This is a genomic window from Terrisporobacter petrolearius (assembly GCF_020748185.1).
Taxonomy (GTDB): Bacteria; Bacillota; Clostridia; order Peptostreptococcales; family Peptostreptococcaceae; genus Terrisporobacter; species Terrisporobacter petrolearius.
On the sequence record NZ_JAHZMO010000056.1, the window covers coordinates 1 to 17687 of the forward strand.

Sequence of the window (17687 nt, forward strand, 5' to 3'; positions counted from 1 at the left end):
AAACTCTCATATAAAAATTCGCTTTCGCTCATTTCGCCAACGTAATTATTTTGCTTTGCTTCAATAATTCCCGTTGCTCAAAAGTTGTCCATCGCTCAGACTAATCATTATCTGAATATCTGGCTTGATTTGTTTGTTGTTTCAGTTTAATTCTTTAAGAATTAATTTATTGTTAACCTACTGTTTAATTTTCAAAGTTCTTTGCTTATTTCAGCTTCTTTATTCTACCAAAGCTGTTTTTCTTTGTCAATAACTTTTTTCAAGAAGTTTTTTGTTGATGTTTTGTCCCTGTCTCAAGGACAAGTAATACTATATCATCATAACAAAAGGTCGTCAACACTTTTTTTAAAGTTTTTTATGAAATCATTGACGTTTTATGACTTATTATTAAATATCATTTATTATTATATTTAATTTATTATTGAAATTACAAGGTTTTTCAATCATTTTTACAGTAATCTCCTCTCTTTATTTTAACGATATTTTTTTCTTTAAACTCCTACTTTTATTATGTAATAATAGCAAAAACTCATATTCAACGCTTATTCTTTTTAATAAGCAAATAAAAATACTACTTTGTATATATAAATTTTACATTTATAATATAACAAAGTAGTACTTTAATATTTTATTTCATTATTCTCATTGCATTTAACACCGCGATTAAAGCAACCCCTACATCAGCAAATACTGCTTCCCACATACTTGCCATACCTAAAGCTCCAAATACCATAACTATAATTTTAATACCTAATGCAAATATAATATTTTGCCATACTATTTTATAAGTCTTTTTAGATATTTTTATTCCTTCAGCTATTTTACTTGGTTCATCTGTCATTATAACTATGTCTGCTGCTTCTATAGCTGCATCTGATCCTAATCCGCCCATAGCTATACCAACATCCACACGAGCAAGAACTGGAGCATCATTTATTCCATCTCCTACGAAGGCAATTTTTTCTTTCTCACTCCTACCTTCATATATAACTTCTATTTTTTCTACTTTTTCATTTGGCAATAAATCTGAATATACTTTATCTACTTTTAATTGTTTTGCTACTGAATCAGCAACTTCTTTATTATCTCCAGTTAGCATAACAGTTTCTTTTATCCCTTGAACTTTTATTTCCTTTATAGCTTTTTCACTATCTGATTTTATTTTATCAGAAATAACTATATATCCTTTAAACTGATTATTTACTGCTATATAAACTACTGTTCCCATTTCTTTATTTTTATTTACTTTTATATTACTAGCTGCCATTAATTTTTCATTTCCAGCTAATATTTCTTCATTTTCATATTTTACTTTTATTCCATGGGCAGCTATTTCTTCATAACTTTCTATTTTATTTAAATTAATTTCTTTATTATAGTAATTTAAAATAGACTTAGCAATTGGATGATTTGAATTAGCTTCTGCAATAGATGCGTATTTAATTAATTCTTCTTCTGAAATTCCAACAGAATTAACTTTTACAACATCAAATACACCTTCTGTTAATGTTCCAGTTTTATCAAATACCACTGTATCAACATACCTTAAAGCTTCAAGGTAGTTACTTCCTTTTATTAATATGCCATTTCTAGAAGCAACACCTATTCCACTGAAATAACTTAGTGGTATGGATAAAACTAAAGCACATGGGCATGATACAACTAAGAATACTAATCCTCTGTGTAACCAATCACTAAACATAGCTTCTGGTACAAATATTGGTGGAACTATTGCTATTAATGTAGCTAATATAACTACTATTGGTGTATAGTATTTTGAAAACACAGATATAAAGTTTTCTGTTTTAGACTTTTTACTACTAGCATTTTCCACCAAGTCTAGTATCTTCGAAACAGTAGACTCAGAAAAACTTTTAGTTACTTTTACTGTTAATAAAGAGTTTTTATTAATAAATCCTGATAATAATTCATCACCTGACTTAACAGTTCTTAAAACAGACTCTCCAGTCAATGCAGATGTATCTACCATAGAGTTCCCATCTACTACAACACCATCCAGAGGTACTTTTTCACCCGGTTTAACTATTATAAAATCGTCAATTTGTACTTCTTCTGGATCTACAACTTTAATAGAGCTACCTATTTTTAAGTTTGCCACATCTGGTTTTATTTGCATTAAATCAGAAATAGATTTTCTTGATTTGCCTACTGCAAGTTCTTGTAGATACTCTCCTACTTTGTAAAATAACATTACCCCAACAGCCTCTGATGAATCGCCTATTGCAATTGCACCAACTGTTGCTACTGTCATTAAAAAGTTTTCGTCAAATATTCTACCTTTTGTCATATTTCGTAAAGCTTTATATACAACATCTCCACCTACTAATATATAAGACACTAAGAATATTAATATTGAATATTTACTTTCTACTCCCATCATTTCTTCATAAAATGCAAATATAAATACAAATGCTCCTAATAATATCTTTAAAAGTTCTAATCTATTATTATCTCTTATTACTCTACTTTCTTTTTTAGCTTTCTTATTTTCTTTCATTCCTTCAATTTGTATATCAAGTCCTGGTTCTGTATCATTTATTATGTTTATTATATTTTTTATCGTAATATTTTCATTTGTACTATCTATTTCTACTGATAGTTTTTTATTTACAAAGTTCATATTAGAGCTTTTAACTCCATCTAGTAAAGATACTTTATTTCCTATTACTTCTGCACAGTGAGCACAATTAAGTCCTCCTAAAATAATATCTTTCTTTATATATGACTTATTTTTATTTCCAATCACTTGAATATCAAGACCTGGTTCTATTGAATCAATCAAACCAATAACATCTTCTATTATTTTATCTTCATTTTTTCGAGAATTTAGTTCTAATGTTAATTTTTTATTTACAAAATTCAAGTTACTGCTTTGAATTCCTTCTAAATATTTTACTTTATCACCTATTACTTCTGCACAATGGGCGCATGTTAATCCATTTAACATTAACTCTTTTTTATTACCTGAGCTTACCTTTTTATCAAGTACTTGAATATCAAGGCCTGGTTCTATTGAATCAATAAGAGAAATCACTTCACTTATTATTGATTCTTCATCATAAGAAGAATCAATTTCTAAAGTTAGTTTTTTACTGATAAAATTCATATTACTACTTTCAATCCCATTAATATTTTTTACAGCTTCTCCTATAGTTTCAGCACAGTGAGCACATGTTAATCCATTTAACATTAGCTCCTTTTTTGTCAATACTGCCGCCAACATCATTATACCCCCTATCTATTATAAGTTTCCTCTATATGGCATAAGCCACAGTTAAATATTTGATTTATATGATTATCATCCAATGAATAATAAACGACCTTACCTTCTTTTCTAAATTTAACTAATCTAGCTTGCTTTAAAACTCTTAACTGATGAGATATTGCCGACTGAGTCATGTTTAAAAGATCCGCTATATCACATACACACATTTCTTCTTCAAATAAAGCGTATAAAATTTTTATTCTTGTAGTATCACCAAATACCTTAAATAGCTCTGCTAAATCATAAAGTTTCTCATCTTCAGGCATTTTATCCTTTACCTTACATATTACTTCTTCATGTACACAAGTACATTCGCATCTATTTATAATCTCTTTCATTTATATTCCTCCAACTAATATTAATATATGAACAACTGTTCATATATTAATATTATGATATTTGTCTTCTTTGTGCAACCTTTTTTATATATTTTTTATATTTGTAACTATTTCTAAAATATTCATATCTAGATTTTTTTTTAATATATATATTAGTAGTATTAGTAATTCTATTATATTAAAAATTGAAAGGAGAGTTCATATTAAAATGAATTATAATAACATGTATCCTAATAGAATGAGCGATAACATAGATCCAAACTATATATACCCTCAACCATATATAGATCCTTTAATGTACATGAATCCTTACGTTATGAATAATAACCAAAGTGGAAATTTCAATCAAAATATAAACCCTGAATACTCAACATATTCTAACCAATATGTTGATAATCAACAATTTAATCCTTACGAAAATATGCCTAGCAACATGCAAGAGGAGTTTGAAAACAATAATAATATGAATGACATGAATAATATTCCTATGATACCTATGATGCCTCCAAACATGATGTTTCCCGGCATGTTTCCACCTAACATGATGTATCCTGGGATAATGCCACCTAATATGATGTACCCTGGAATGATGTACCCTGGAGCAATGCCACCTAACACGATGTATCCTGGGGTAATGCAAAATATACCTACTGTTAATATGGATGAATTTGATGAGGAAGAAATGTAATAAAAGATTATATTTAAATATCAATGTTACCCCTATAAATTAGGGGTTTTTTTATTTTTTTAAAAAAAGTGTTATAAAATTTTAAAATCTGTCTACACTATTAAATGTATTCCTCATAATATTCCCCCAATATTATAAATACAAAAAAGGGCATTCTAGTTATACTAGCATTGCCCTTCTTTTTTTATCCCAATATTAACATTTACTTTTAATATAAAAAATCCGCTTCGCTCATGTGGCCAACGGCTTTGCCCACTGCTTAAGTCACAAAGTTGAAAATTAAAAAGCTTCTCTAGATTAACTCTAGAAAAGCATATTTTATATTATTTATTAAATTTATTATAAATTTCATATTTAGTGACAATTATTTAATGATGATAGTTTTTTATTAAAACGTACACCAAATATAACCTCAATTATAATTTCTATTACTGTTATTAAATTAAATATTATTCCTTTGCTTTTTATAGATATATTTTTCATATTCATAACCCCTTTCATATTGTGTGAAATATTTTGTCTTAACAAGTTATGTCTTTATTCTACAATACTCTATAAAAAACACATATGGATTTACCTTACAACTATATTACGTTTATGTAATTTTAATCTAAAAAATCCTCAAAATCATCCGAGCCAGATTCCACAAAGTCATAAAGGACATTTTCTTCAAAGAAATAACTTTCATCAACGTTCAAATACTCTTTATATTTAGTTATTAGTAACTTATTAATGTATTTTCGATCTCTTTCAGAGTAAGTTCCTACAAAAAATTCATCACCTAACTGATAATATATTGACTTTATATCATTATTTATTACATAGATATCTTTTTTTACATGATTATTATTAAAATTAAATCTAGTAAAGAATACCCCTTCTTCCATTTCACTTTTTAACATGAATGGATTATCATTATAAAATTCCATTAAAAATTCACCCGCATTTTTAACTTTGTAAATATCTATAAATTCAGATTTTGATATTTCATCAAAAACTTCAAAATCATATATAGGTTCTTTATCTGTTACTAATAAAGATTTAATTCTAAAATTATCTTTTTCTTTACATATATTAAAAGCTATTTTACAAGTATAATATCCATCTTCGTCCTCATATAAAGCTTCACTAATATATACTTCTTCATTTCTTTTAGTTACTTTATTCTTTAAAAGAGCTCCATTAATTTTTGTTATATGATTATTTGATATTTCTTCGCTTCCAGAAAAATATTTTAAACTTTCTTTATCTCTAGCTATAAACCTCATTGTCATATAATTTATAAATTCAACTTCATCATCAACTTTCTTACTTATAATAGGATAAACTTCATTTAGAGTTAAATTACTTTTATAATTTGTTATTATATCTATATATTCTTCTGTGTCTCCAGGTAGCTCTTTGCCATACTCTAAATTTTTATTACCAAAATGATTTATTAAAAATAAAGCTACTTCTTCTTTGACTAGTATCCTACTCTCTCCTAAACCACCCATTAGTCGCTCTTCCTCATTACAAGCTTCTTTTGATGCAGGATTTTTTAAACTAACATAATCAGCAATCCCTAGTCCTTCTCCATCTAATAAAAAATACTGGTATATATTATTGTCCTTATTCTCATATTTAATAGTAAGACCCATACTTCCCATAAGTCTAGATTTTGTTACTTTGGCATAATCAAATGTCATCAGATCACATCCTTAATACTTTTATAATTGTTAAATAGCTAAAATTCATATTTTATTTTCTATTTGTAATTATAGTTTACAACAAAATTGAATTTTATAATATAATAAAGTAAATACTTAGATGAGGTGATTCAATGAAAAATATAGGAGCTTTTTTTGATATTGACGGAACTATCTATAGGGACTCCCTAATGGTAGAGCATTTCAAAAAGCTTATTAAATACGAGATAGTTGATCAAAAGGCTTGGGTTGCTCATGCTAGAGATACTTTTTTAGATTGGGATAAAAGACAAGCAAATTATGATGATTATCTATTAGAAATATGTGACTTATATGTTAAGTCACTACAAAATGTAGATAAGTCTTGTATAGATTTTACTAGCGATCAAGTTATTGCATTAAAAGCTGAACGTGTTTATAAATATACTCGTTCAAGAATTAAATGGCATTTGGATAATGGCCACAAAGTTATATTCATATCTGGTAGTCCAAATTTCTTAGTTGAAAAAATGGCTAAAAAATACGGTGCCTCAGATTATGTTGGTAGTAATTATATATTTGAGGATGGAAAATTCAACGGAACAGTAATTCCTATGTGGGATGCAAAAAGCAAAAATGTAGCTATTGATAGTTTTGTTGAAAAATATGATATAGATTTAAGTCAATCTTATGCTTACGGAGATACTAATGGAGATATTAATATGCTTAAGCGCGTTGGCAATCCAATTGCTATAAATCCAACTAAAGAATTATTAAATCATATGATAGAAGATAAGCATTTACACGATAAAGCCCAAGTAATCGTAGAAAGAAAAGATATTGTGTATTCTTTGGATTGCAATGTAAAAAAATTTGAGATAGGCTTATAGTATATTATTTGTACGGAGGATGATAGTTTGAAAATCAACGAAAAAACCCTAAGCTTTAAAGATATATATAATGATTTAGATGAGATAAGTAAGAAACTATATTTGGAATCTCCTGATATCTGGATTGATTTTTCAGATAAAGTAGGAGAACAAAAGCTAGATGAAATGGTACTTTTTTATGCTGTTAAATTTAACTACTTATCTATCTTAAAATATGTAATAGATAATAATATTATAGACCTAAATGTTCCATCTAAAAACAAAAGTTATTCATCCATTAGAGATCATCTTTTAGCTGTATCAAAGGATTATAAAAGTCATGATATTTACAATTACTTAGATGGTAACTACAAATTAAGCAAGGAAAATATAGAAACTAACAAAAATAAATCATCAGAAGTAAAAGAAGAAAAAAATCATAAGGATTACTTCCCTATTTTTCTTTGCCCTCACTGTAATACAAATATACTTAAATCAGGTTATAAAGTATATGAAGAAATAAATTTCGCTTTTTCTCAAGATAAAAATGAGTGCCAAGAATTAAGTAGACAAAGAGACAATAAAGTTTTTTGTAATAACTGTAATAGTAATGTACACAATGTTACCACAGAATTATTAGACAATATATGTTCTATTCATAATTGTAAAAAATGTGGAAAAGATTTGACTCAAATAGGAATTACAGAAAAAATAAAGATGCAATTTAAAAAGGAAGACGGCAAATTCATAGGTGATAAAAAAACTTATAATTGTCCTTCCTGTGATGAAGAATTAAATGAACCTCAAAAAAAATATTTCAATTTATAATATAAAAGGAGACTATAAAGTTATAAAAATACTTAATAGTCTCCTTTTATATTTATCTTTTTACAAATCTTCTAAGTTTATCATTATAAAAGTCTATAAATTGAGAATATACAAAATCATAAACTATAAAAGCTATTTCAAATATTAATATGGTAAAAATATTAACTGGAATATACACAAATTGTTTTAAAATTATATATGCAAATATTATAAGTATATTTGCCACTATAATTTTAAATATATATTCCTGAATAAAGCTTCTATCTTTTTCTATTATATATTTTACTAAGCCATAAATACCGAATGTAAAAATATATAATATCCATTGTGCTTTGTTTGCCATAATCATAAAGCTCAATAAAACAGATCCTATATAAAATATAATCCCTGCTTTAAGTCCGTATTCCATAATTACTATAGATATTGGCAAAGATGCCAAGCCTAAAAGAAATAAAGTATTTATGGGTATTATATTAACTAGCAATAATAAAATAATATTTAAGGATAATAATATACCACCATAGGCAATTTTTCTACTCATGATTATTCATCATCTCCTAGAAACAAGTACATAAATCTCCTCCACAGCATTCACAGCATGAATCACATACAAATAAAGTACATAAATTGCTACAACAGTCGTCGTCACAGCAACAACAACAGCAACCAGGTGAGTCATAACGTCTATTTCGGTTATAGTTGTAAGAACGTCTATCATAATCATTTCTGTAATTATTGTATCTATTATAGGCATAAACATATTCTTTATTGTTAGGATCCATAAACTTAGCTCTTTTTAGAAAGTCTTCTCCTTCTTCATAGTACCCTATATTCATAGCAGACAATCCTGTTAAGTAGTACCACTCACTACATTTTTCATTGATACTTTGTAAAAAATTATATGCTTTTTTAAAATCTTTATTTTCAATCAATCTCCTTGCTTTCATAAAACAGTCATTTTCATAAACATTACTGTACATTATTCCCACATCCTTTTTCTAATATATTTTTATATCTTAAATATACACCAGAATAAACTATATTTTCTATAATTCCTCTGTTCAATTGTAAATTTAAGTTATCAATTGATGATGCTAACAATCCTAAAGATATACTAATTAGCCTGTCAACTTTCACTTTCAGCTCTTTTTTATTGTCTATATATTCTATAAAAGGATTATATCTACCTTTTTTATAGTCAGCATCTAAATCTTCGTATGCATCTAATATATAAATATATTTCCCTATATTAAAGCCTACCCTTCTTAAATCTTCTTCATACTCATCATTTTTATAAGAAAAAATTTCCCCCATTAGCTCTCCAAAAGTATTTGATACTTTATCTATATTGCAGTTTTCTTCTTTTTCCAATTGATTAAGTAAGTTCATTTGTTCTTTAATAATTGTTGATTTATTAGGATATTTTTCATGAGCCAATTTTAATTTTCCCTTATAAATATTATAAGCTAAAATATCCTTTATTCCTTTATCATCTAATAAATTATCTTCTAATTTATAATATGTTAATAATGTATTCATACTTGCCGCATATTCTGTTATTTCATTTATAATTTTTTTCTTTTTTTTAAAGGGACTAACTATGCAAACTTCTTCTACAATACTAGTTTTAGGTTTATAAATAGCTGTGAGAATCACAATTAAAAAAGTAATATCATAATTTAAACCTAGCCTAGATATTTCCCCATGATTCTCTTTTAAGTATTTACACAGTCCACAGTAATACCCTTTATAATCTTCAAACTCTCTAAAAGTTAAATCCATTTTATTTATTCTAACATATCCAAACATATTTATTTCCTTCCTAAATTATAGCTATCAATTAATTATATAATACTACAACATTTTTTATTATTATACAGTTATAAAATTAGAATGTAATTTTATTTACTAAAATAATTACATTTTAGCGTAGTATCTATCTTTATTATAGGTTACTTATTAAAAATTTAGAAATAAAAAAGAAATGATGTTTTATAATATCATTTCTTTTTTATACTAAAATAAAGTTGTTTATTATAAGTTTTGTTTACAAAATAAACCTTATGGCTTTATTGTCACTATCTTCTATTGTTAAAACTTCCATATCTTTATAATTCCTAAATAACCATTTTATATCTGTCATTATTTGACTCACCTGCTTCTTATCCAATTTTCCAATACAATACTCCTCCCTTGTTTCTGCAAACTCCTTTGATACTAAAAAATTTTTAATAGCTGCATAGGCTATTGTATTTGGAATAGGACTACTCGTTTCTTTTGAACGTTTATTTCCTTTCATATACATTTTCATATAATATCCTCCTGATTATTTCTTAATCTATTGTATATCTATATATATGAATTCATACCTTCTCTAAATGCTTATTAAATATAAATGATATAAGTTATGAATATGGCTGTTAAAAATAAACCAAAAATAAGTTTACCATTTTATTGAAATTAATATTCAATATAACTACAATTAAAAATATCCGACCGACTAGTCGGTTCTATAATTAAAAGAAAGAGGTGAAATATTTGCTACCAAAATTCAGTGTAAGAAAACCTTTGACTGTATTTGTTTCTGTAATTATGGTACTAATGCTAGGATTTGTATCTTTTACAAAAATGACACCGGACTTATTACCTAGTATAGATTTACCCTATATTATTGCTATGACCACATATCCTGGTTCTAGCCCAGAAAAAATTGAAACAACAGTAACAAAACCAATTGAGCAAGCTGTTTCCACTACAAGCGGAATCAAAAACGTAACATCCGTTTCAAATGAAAACTATAGTGTAGTAATTCTAGAATTTAATCAAGATACAAATATGGACACTGCCATGTTAGATCTAAACGGTAAAATAGACTTAATTAAAGATTCTCTAGAAGATGGTGTTGGAGCAACTACTTTAATGCAACTTAACCCAGACATGGTGCCTATTATGACATTAAGTATAGATGTAGACAATATGGATATTCAAGAAGTCTCAACTTATGTTAACAATGAGATAATTCCTAAGTTTGAGCGTATAAATGGTGTTGCATCTGTAACAGGTACTGGTTTAGTAGAAAAACAATTAGAAATATCTTTAAACAAAGATAAAATTGATCAATTAAATAAAGAACTAAAATCAAGTGTTACTTCTAAATTAGATAAACAACAAAGTCAGCTTAATAATGCCAAATCAGAAATAAAAAACGGAAAAGCTACTCTAGAAAAACAAAGTAATGCGCAAATGAAAAAACTCCTTGAAGCTAGTAGCCAACTTCAATCTGGTATAAGTCAATTAGAAAGTATGGCTGGAATTTTGAATTCAACAGGTTCTAGCAAAGAAGATTTAGAAAAATATATCACTAGTGCAACTGCAACTCTAAATGATACCAAATCAAAACTAAAAGATCTAAAAGAACAACTTAATAATTTTCCAGAGGATTCTGCCGTTGATAAGGAACAATTACAAGAAGATATAGCAAATTTAGAATCTATTATAACACCTTTGGAAAAGGCCATAGCAAATGCAGGCCAAGGTATAGGTGCAATAGACTCACTAGAAACATTGAAAAAACAGCAAAAAGAATTGGAAAGTGCTAAGCTCACTCTTTCTCAAGAATTAACAAAGGCTACTGTACAACTTTCCGTAAGTGAATCGCAAATAAAATCTGCTGAAACTCAGTTGAATGAAGCTAGAAAACAAGCTTTAGAATCAGCAGATATAACAAATAAAATTACTCCAGAAACAATAAATCAAATTCTAACTGCAGAGAACTTTTCCATGCCTGCTGGATATATATCAGATGACGAAACTGAATACTCTGTAAAAGTTGGAGATAAGTTCACTTCTATAAATGAAGTTAAAAATTTAATATTATTTTCTATGGATGGAATTGGTGATGTGCATCTTAAAGATATAGCCAATATAAAAATGTCAGACAACTCATCAAATAGTTATACAAACGTAAACGGAAATGCTGGTGTTATACTATCTTTCCAAAAAACTAGTACTGCATCAACTACTAAAGTGTGCAACGAAATAAATAAAGTAATTAAAGATTTAAATAATAGTAATGATAAATTACATATTCTTTCTTTAATGGACCAAGGTGTTTATATAGATTTTATTATATCTAGTGTACTTGATAACCTAATTTACGGTGGTATACTAGCAATTATTGTTTTGCTAATATTCTTAAAAAGTATAAAACCAACTATCGTAATTGCCTTTAGTATTCCTATAAGTTTATTATTTGCCATTGTTTTGATGTACTTTAGTGGCGTTACATTAAATATTATTTCTTTATCAGGTTTAGCCCTTGGAGTTGGGATGCTAGTTGATAATAGTATAGTTGTTATTGAAAATATTTATAGACTAAGAAATAAAGGAATGGGTAAATTTAAAGCTGCCGTATATGGAGCTAGACAGGTATCTGGAGCAATATTTGCTTCCACACTTACTACTATTTGTGTATTCTTACCTATTGTTTTTACAGAAGGTATAACTAGACAGTTATTTACAGATATGGGTCTTACAATAGCATACTCTTTAATTGCAAGTTTAATTGTTGCCTTAACTTTAGTTCCGTGTATGGCATCAAATTTACTATCCAATGTTGATGAAAAGTATCATCCTTTATTTGATAAAATAGTTGATGGCTATGAAAAATTATTAAGACTATGCTTAAGATTTAAACCTGTTGTTTTATGTTTTTCTATAGCATTATTAATAGTTGCTGCCTTTGCGACAACCAAAATAGGAACATCATTTATGCCAAAAATGGATTCACCACAAATGATGGCAACCATTAATATAGATAGCGATCTTCCAAAAGATGAAGCTCGACATATTACTGATCAGGTGGTGCAACAAGTTTTAACAATTGATGATGTAGAAGGCATTGGAGCCATGAATTCGTCTGGTACCATGTCATTTGGTACTTCTTCAAATAACCCTAATAATATGTCTGCTTATGTTATTTTAAAAGATGATAAAAAGAAAACAAACGATGAAATTTCAGAAGAAATAAAAGAAAAAACAAAATCTCTTAACTGTGAAGTCACAGTCTCGTCTTCATCTATGGATACCTCTTCTTTAGGAGGGTCTGGGTTAAAAATAATTGTTAAAGGTGATGATTTAGATGAACTTAAGAAAATTTCTGATGATTTGGTAGGCATGCTATCCAATATAGAAGGTACTACTGACATAAATGGTGGTATGGGTGTAACTACCAAGGAAGAAAAAATTGTAATCAACAAAAATAAAGCTATGAAGTATGGATTAACAGTAGCTCAAGTATTCCAACAAGCTTCTGCAAAATTATCAACAGAAACTACTTCAACTACTTTAACAATAAATTCTGAAGACTATCCAGTAATTATTGTTAATAATAATACTTCAAATTTAGATAAATTAAAAAATGTCGAAATCACTGGAACAAAAGGAACTGAGTCTATATCAGTAAAATTAAAAGATATTTCATCTATAGAAATGACGGATACTCCTACTTCCATAAATCACGACAGTCAAACTAGGTATATATCTATAACGGCCAGTATTGATTCTAAACACAATATAGGTTTAGTAAGTAAGGAAGTTCAATCAAAATTAGATGATTATAAAGCTCCTATTGGTTATGAAATAAAAATGGGCGGTGAAACCGAATCTATTAATCAAGCTATTAGTGATTTAATTAAAATGATTGCTCTTGCCATAGCATTTATTTACTTAATAATGGTCGCACAATTCCAGTCATTATTATCGCCATTTATAGTAATGTTTACTATACCTCTTGCATTTACTGGTGGTTTACTTGCATTAATTATAACTGGTCAGGAATTAAGTGTTATATCTATGCTAGGATTTTTAGTTCTTGCTGGTGTAGTTGTTAATAACGGTATAGTTTTTGTGGATTATGTGAATCAATTGCGTATAAGTGGATTAAATAAAAAAGATGCTATTATAGAGGCTGGGCGCACTCGTATAAGACCTATACTCATGACTGCTTTAACAACAATACTTGCCATGTCTACAATGGCCCTTGGTGTTGGTATGGGTGCTGAAATGTCTCAAGCTTTAGCTATAGTAACTATAGGTGGTTTAACTTATGCTACCCTATTAACCTTATTTGTTGTTCCTACTTTATACGATATATTCCATCGTCGCAAAGAATTAAGACAGATAATTATCGATGAGGAGGACTAAATATGAGCAGAAAATATGCAGAAAAAGAATTGCTAATATTTTATGGTTTTAAGAAAATAATCACTGATAACAGTAACATTGAAAATATTAAAGTGTCTGATATTGCAAAAGCTGCTGGAATTGGAAAAGGTACAATTTATGAATATTTTAAAAGTAAGGATGAAATTATAGCAAGGTCAATAATTTATAATTTTAAAATAGATATTATAAATACTATCGAGGCTATAAAAGAAGTCTCTACTTTTAAAGAACAGTGTAACCATTTATTTCATTACAGCATTAGTAGCGGAAAATTCATTTTTCCCTCTTTAAGAATATTATATAATCAAGTTCTACCAAAAGAATTAAACAATATTCTACTAGAAGATTTTGAAGAAATTTTAGAATTAAAAACTCAACTTTATAATTTATTAGATTATGTTATTAATACTGGAATAGATGAAAATATTATTAATAAAGACTTAAGCAGAGATTATCAAAGATATGTACTTATAAGTTCTTCTATGGGTATTATCAATAAAATCAATGCTAACCACTTTAGACAAATCAATTTAAGCGATGACGAATCTATTAATACTCAAAAGAGTTTCGCTTATACCATGATATTAAAATCATTAGCTTAATAAAAAATTTGCTTCGCTTAAGCAACGTGTCGGCGAAACACTTCATGTCGCTAACGAGATTCCTTCGATATCGCTTCAGACCACTGCGTGGGCGCTATGAAATTTCAGGCAACTTCGTTGCTAAAAAACTCCCTCTTAAAACGCTGAGAGGGAGTTTTTATTACATTTTATATTAATAATAATTTATAGAGCTATAACCTTACTCATTAGAGAATTACTTCTCTTTATAAATAAGTCTAATTCTTCTGCATTTAATTCTTTATTTGCAAGTAGAGCTAAATCTACTATTTGATTACAAATCACATCTATTTCTTCTTTTTTATCTTCACTGTCTTTTAATGAAACTAATTTTTTCACTAATGGGTTACTCTTATTTATAACTAAAGTTTTTTCTTCTTTTAAGTCCATTCCAAAACTCATTCCAGCAAATCTAGATCGCATTTCCATCATTCTTCTAGACTCTTCTGATACTAAAATCATAGCTGGTGTTTCTTCATTTTTAAGACTTTCCACTGAATATTTTTCTACTCTTTCATTTATAACAGACTTGAATAATGAAGTTATTTTTTCATCTTCTTCTTTATTTTCTCCACTATCTTTGTCTTTTAGTACGTCTGATAAATCTGAGTCTATTCTATTAAACTTAGTTCCCATTTCTTTGTATTCTATAAATGAAATAAAATTGTTGTCTATTGTACTATCTAATACAACTGCATTTAATCCATAATCTTTAAATAGTTTAACATATTGAGATTGTTGATCCACATTGTTTACATAGAAAACTTTATTTTCATGCTTTTCTTTTGCTGCTTCTAGATAATCTGTTAATGTTATATATTTTCCATCTATATCTTTATATAAAATATAATCTTTTACTTTGTCATAGAAACCTTCATCTTTCAAACAACCAAACTTGATGAATATTTGTATATCATCCCAGAATTTTTCATACTCTTCTCTACTATTTTTACATAAAGATTTAAGCTTATCTGCAACTTTTTTAACTATATGTTTAGATATTTTACTTACATCTCTGTCATTTTGTAAGAAACTTCTAGACACATTTAAAGGTAAGTCTGGACAGTCTATTACACCTTTTAGTAATAATAAGAACTCTGGTATAACTTCTTTTATATTATCTGCTACGAATACTTGATTGTTATAAAGTTTTACTTTACCTTCTACTAATTCAAACTCATTGTTTAATTTAGGGAAGTAAAGAATTCCTTTTAAGTTAAATGGATAATCCACATTTAAATGAATCCAGAATAATGGTTCATCAAATACATTGAATACCTTTCTATAAAACTCTTTGTATTCTTCATCTGTACAATCTTTAGGTGATTTTAACCATAATGGATTAGTATCATTTAATGCTGTTGGCTTAGTTTCTTCCTCGCCTTCCTTAACTTCTGCATCTTCATCTTCCACATATATTTCAACAGGTAAGAAAGAACAGTATTTGTTTATTACACTTCTTACTTCATATTCATTTAAAAATTCTTCACTATCTTCAGCTAAGAATAATGTTATTGTAGTTCCTCTTGTAGTTCTTGTTCCTGATGGACTTATTTCAAATTCAGTTCCACCTTCAGATATCCATCTTACAGGCTCTGCTCCTTCTTGGAAAGATAATGTATCTATTTCAACCTTTGTAGATACCATGAATGCTGAATAAAATCCTAATCCAAAGTGACCTATAATATCAGTTTCTTCCATTCTATCTTTATACTTATTGAAGAAGTCTTCTGCTCCAGAAAAAGCAACTTGATTTATGTATTTGTCTACTTCTTCTGCCGTCATTCCTATACCATTGTCGCTAAACTTTATAGTTTTATTATTCTTACTTACTGATACTGTAATTTTATATTGTTCATCTTGAGAATTTTTAACTTCACCAAGTGAAACAAGTCTTTTATATTTGCTTACAGCATCGCAACCATTACTTATTAATTCTCTTATAAAAATGTCTTTGTCTGAGTATAACCATTTCTTAATTATTGGAAAAATATTTTCTGTATCAATTGAAATACTACCTTTTGTTACTTCCATGTTTATCCTCCTTAAACCTATACCTTTATAAATTTTAATTATTTTCGAATAACAAAATGCAAGGTAGGGGAATAAATAACCTTGCATTTTAAGGGCTTTAATTTAATTTTAGCATACTTACTATTTATCCCCATTTTAATTATAAAATCTTTTTATTAGCACTGTCAAGCATTGAGTGCTAATAAAAATTTAATTTTTTTATTGCTAATCAATAGTAATATATTTTATCTCTTCTTCTTTTTTTCCTACCTCTTTAGGGAATGTAAGTTTTAATATTCCATTGTTAAAACTTGCTTTTATATCTTCTTCTTTTAAATTTTCTCCTACATAGAAGCTTCTTGAACATTTTCCACAATATCTTTCTCTTCTTATATAGTTTCCTTTTTCATCTTTATCTTCTTTTGATGTATTCTTCTGTGCTGTTATTGTCAAATATCCATCTTTAAGCTGAGCTTTTATATCAGATTTATCATATCCTGGTAAATCCATGTCAAGGATATAGTTATTACCTTTTTCTTGTATATCTGTTTTCATAAGTTTTGTAGTGCTGCTATTTGTAAAGAATGGATCTCTGAACATGTCATCAAACATATTGTCAAATAAACTAAATCCTAAATTGTTATTCATTGGTACTAATTTCATAATCAATTCCTCCTTACATTTATCTCATTACTTTGCTTAAGTAAAAAGATAAGTTTAAATTTTAATATTATTTTTTATTTACTATGATTTGTTCTTTGTTTGTTTTCTTACTTATTATTATAATCATTTTGTTAGCACTGTCAAGTGATGAGTGCTAATTTTTTTTAATTTTTTTCTACAATAGTCATTATATTAATAATCTTACAAAAAATGTTCACAATACACCCTTGAAATAAATAGGTTTTAATTGATAAATAAGAATTCATTTTTATAAAAACACCCCAATCGTTAAAATTTCTGTTCAACAATTGGGGTGTAGCACAACTTCTCGTTACTGTTCTTTTCTATTAAGTTACAATTCATTATAAAATGGACCCTTTGTCAAGGACACTAGAAAAAACGACTGGCTAAGCCGTCATTAAAAGTTGACTTCTATACTTATTAGGAGTCAGCTTTTTTAAATTCCATTGACATCTATAATTATTGTAAT

General features: G+C 27.5%; 16 protein-coding genes. 5 read left to right on the forward strand and 11 right to left on the reverse strand.

Features of this window, described 5'->3' with window-relative positions:
- Nucleotides 1-628 precede the first annotated feature (628 nt).
- On the reverse strand, nt 629-3244 hold the full coding sequence (locus K0040_RS17995; RefSeq protein WP_228110108.1) for a heavy metal translocating P-type ATPase: 2616 nt from the start codon (nt 3242-3244) through the stop codon (nt 629-631).
- Nucleotides 3245-3255: 11 nt separating this feature from the next.
- Nucleotides 3256-3624, reverse strand: coding sequence for an ArsR/SmtB family transcription factor (locus K0040_RS18000; RefSeq protein WP_228110109.1), 369 nt, complete (start codon nt 3622-3624; stop codon nt 3256-3258).
- Nucleotides 3625-3832: 208 nt separating this feature from the next.
- On the opposite strand from K0040_RS18000, the gene K0040_RS18005 reads away from it, so the two are divergent.
- Nucleotides 3833-4312 carry a hypothetical protein gene (locus K0040_RS18005; protein ID WP_228110110.1) on the forward strand — a complete coding sequence of 160 codons (480 nt, stop codon included), beginning with the start codon at nt 3833-3835 and terminating at the stop codon, nt 4310-4312.
- Nucleotides 4313-4666: 354 nt separating this feature from the next.
- Here K0040_RS18005 and K0040_RS20790 read toward each other — a convergent pair whose 3' ends face one another.
- Together K0040_RS20790 and K0040_RS18010 are read right to left on the reverse strand one after the other, a co-directional pair.
- Complete coding sequence (locus K0040_RS20790; RefSeq protein WP_265588935.1) at nt 4667-4795, reverse strand: hypothetical protein; 129 nt, start codon at nt 4793-4795, stop codon at nt 4667-4669.
- A 122-nt stretch (nt 4796-4917) separates the two neighbouring features.
- The gene (locus K0040_RS18010) at nt 4918-6000 is read right to left on the reverse strand and encodes a hypothetical protein (RefSeq protein ID WP_228110111.1); all 1083 of its coding nucleotides are present in this window, start codon (nt 5998-6000) and stop codon (nt 4918-4920) included.
- 134 nt (nt 6001-6134) lie between these two features.
- Here K0040_RS18010 and K0040_RS18015 point away from each other — a divergent pair, with 134 nt between their 5' ends.
- Nucleotides 6135-6869 carry an HAD family hydrolase gene (locus K0040_RS18015; protein ID WP_228110112.1) on the forward strand — a complete coding sequence of 245 codons (735 nt, stop codon included), beginning with the start codon at nt 6135-6137 and terminating at the stop codon, nt 6867-6869.
- A gap of 27 nt (nt 6870-6896) precedes the next feature.
- On the forward strand, nt 6897-7676 hold the full coding sequence (locus K0040_RS18020) for a hypothetical protein (protein WP_228110113.1): 780 nt from the start codon (nt 6897-6899) through the stop codon (nt 7674-7676).
- Nucleotides 7677-7728: 52 nt separating this feature from the next.
- Here the strand turns inward: K0040_RS18020 and K0040_RS18025 are convergent, their stop codons facing one another.
- The 4 genes from K0040_RS18025 to K0040_RS18040 all read right to left on the reverse strand — a co-directional run bounded on the left by K0040_RS18025 (nt 7729) and on the right by K0040_RS18040 (nt 9987).
- A complete protein-coding gene (locus K0040_RS18025) occupies nt 7729-8217 on the reverse strand; it encodes a DUF2232 domain-containing protein (protein ID WP_228110114.1) in 489 nt (162 codons plus the stop codon).
- 16 nt (nt 8218-8233) lie between these two features.
- The gene (locus K0040_RS18030) at nt 8234-8656 is read right to left on the reverse strand and encodes a tetratricopeptide repeat protein (RefSeq protein ID WP_228110115.1); all 423 of its coding nucleotides are present in this window, start codon (nt 8654-8656) and stop codon (nt 8234-8236) included.
- Nucleotides 8646-9485 (reverse strand): DUF5685 family protein, encoded by an 840-nt coding sequence (locus K0040_RS18035; protein WP_228110116.1) that lies wholly within the window; start codon nt 9483-9485, stop codon nt 8646-8648. The genes K0040_RS18030 and K0040_RS18035 overlap by 11 nt, the downstream gene beginning before the upstream one ends.
- Nucleotides 9486-9723: 238 nt before the next feature.
- A complete protein-coding gene (locus K0040_RS18040) occupies nt 9724-9987 on the reverse strand; it encodes a hypothetical protein (RefSeq protein WP_228110117.1) in 264 nt (87 codons plus the stop codon).
- A 218-nt stretch (nt 9988-10205) separates the two neighbouring features.
- On the opposite strand from K0040_RS18040, the gene K0040_RS18045 reads away from it, so the two are divergent.
- Both K0040_RS18045 and K0040_RS18050 read left to right on the forward strand, forming a co-directional pair.
- Nucleotides 10206-13880, forward strand: a complete 3675-nt coding sequence (locus tag K0040_RS18045) for an efflux RND transporter permease subunit (RefSeq protein WP_228110118.1) — start codon at nt 10206-10208, stop codon at nt 13878-13880.
- 2 nt (nt 13881-13882) lie between these two features.
- Entirely contained in the window at nt 13883-14503 is a 621-nt protein-coding gene (locus K0040_RS18050; RefSeq protein WP_228110119.1) for a TetR/AcrR family transcriptional regulator, read from the forward strand.
- Between the two features lie 183 nt (nt 14504-14686).
- Here the strand turns inward: K0040_RS18050 and htpG are convergent, their stop codons facing one another.
- From htpG to K0040_RS21150, 3 genes are all read right to left on the reverse strand, one after another.
- Nucleotides 14687-16555, reverse strand: a complete 1869-nt coding sequence (gene htpG / locus K0040_RS18055; protein WP_228110120.1) for a molecular chaperone HtpG — start codon at nt 16553-16555, stop codon at nt 14687-14689.
- A 204-nt stretch (nt 16556-16759) separates the two neighbouring features.
- On the reverse strand, nt 16760-17197 hold the full coding sequence (locus tag K0040_RS18060; protein ID WP_228110121.1) for an Hsp20/alpha crystallin family protein: 438 nt from the start codon (nt 17195-17197) through the stop codon (nt 16760-16762).
- A 407-nt stretch (nt 17198-17604) separates the two neighbouring features.
- The coding region (locus tag K0040_RS21150; RefSeq protein ID WP_331476281.1) for an IS3 family transposase at nt 17605-17687 on the reverse strand (83 nt) is incomplete at its 5' end.

Coding starts and splice junctions, on each gene's coding strand:
- htpG (WP_228110120.1), bottom strand. CDS start 16,555: ATGGAAGTAACAAAAGGTAGTATTTCAATTGATACAGAAAATATTTTT.
- K0040_RS17995 (WP_228110108.1), bottom strand. CDS start 3,244: ATGTTGGCGGCAGTATTGACAAAAAAGGAGCTAATGTTAAATGGATTA.
- K0040_RS18040 (WP_228110117.1), bottom strand. CDS start 9,987: ATGAAAATGTATATGAAAGGAAATAAACGTTCAAAAGAAACGAGTAGT.
- K0040_RS18035 (WP_228110116.1), bottom strand. CDS start 9,485: ATGTTTGGATATGTTAGAATAAATAAAATGGATTTAACTTTTAGAGAG.
- K0040_RS18000 (WP_228110109.1), bottom strand. CDS start 3,624: ATGAAAGAGATTATAAATAGATGCGAATGTACTTGTGTACATGAAGAA.
- K0040_RS20790 (WP_265588935.1), bottom strand. CDS start 4,795: ATGAAAAATATATCTATAAAAAGCAAAGGAATAATATTTAATTTAATA.
- K0040_RS18025 (WP_228110114.1), bottom strand. CDS start 8,217: ATGAGTAGAAAAATTGCCTATGGTGGTATATTATTATCCTTAAATATT.
- K0040_RS18005 (WP_228110110.1), top strand. CDS start 3,833: ATGAATTATAATAACATGTATCCTAATAGAATGAGCGATAACATAGAT.
- K0040_RS18050 (WP_228110119.1), top strand. CDS start 13,883: ATGAGCAGAAAATATGCAGAAAAAGAATTGCTAATATTTTATGGTTTT.
- K0040_RS18015 (WP_228110112.1), top strand. CDS start 6,135: ATGAAAAATATAGGAGCTTTTTTTGATATTGACGGAACTATCTATAGG.
- K0040_RS18030 (WP_228110115.1), bottom strand. CDS start 8,656: ATGTACAGTAATGTTTATGAAAATGACTGTTTTATGAAAGCAAGGAGA.
- K0040_RS18060 (WP_228110121.1), bottom strand. CDS start 17,197: ATGAAATTAGTACCAATGAATAACAATTTAGGATTTAGTTTATTTGAC.
- K0040_RS18010 (WP_228110111.1), bottom strand. CDS start 6,000: ATGACATTTGATTATGCCAAAGTAACAAAATCTAGACTTATGGGAAGT.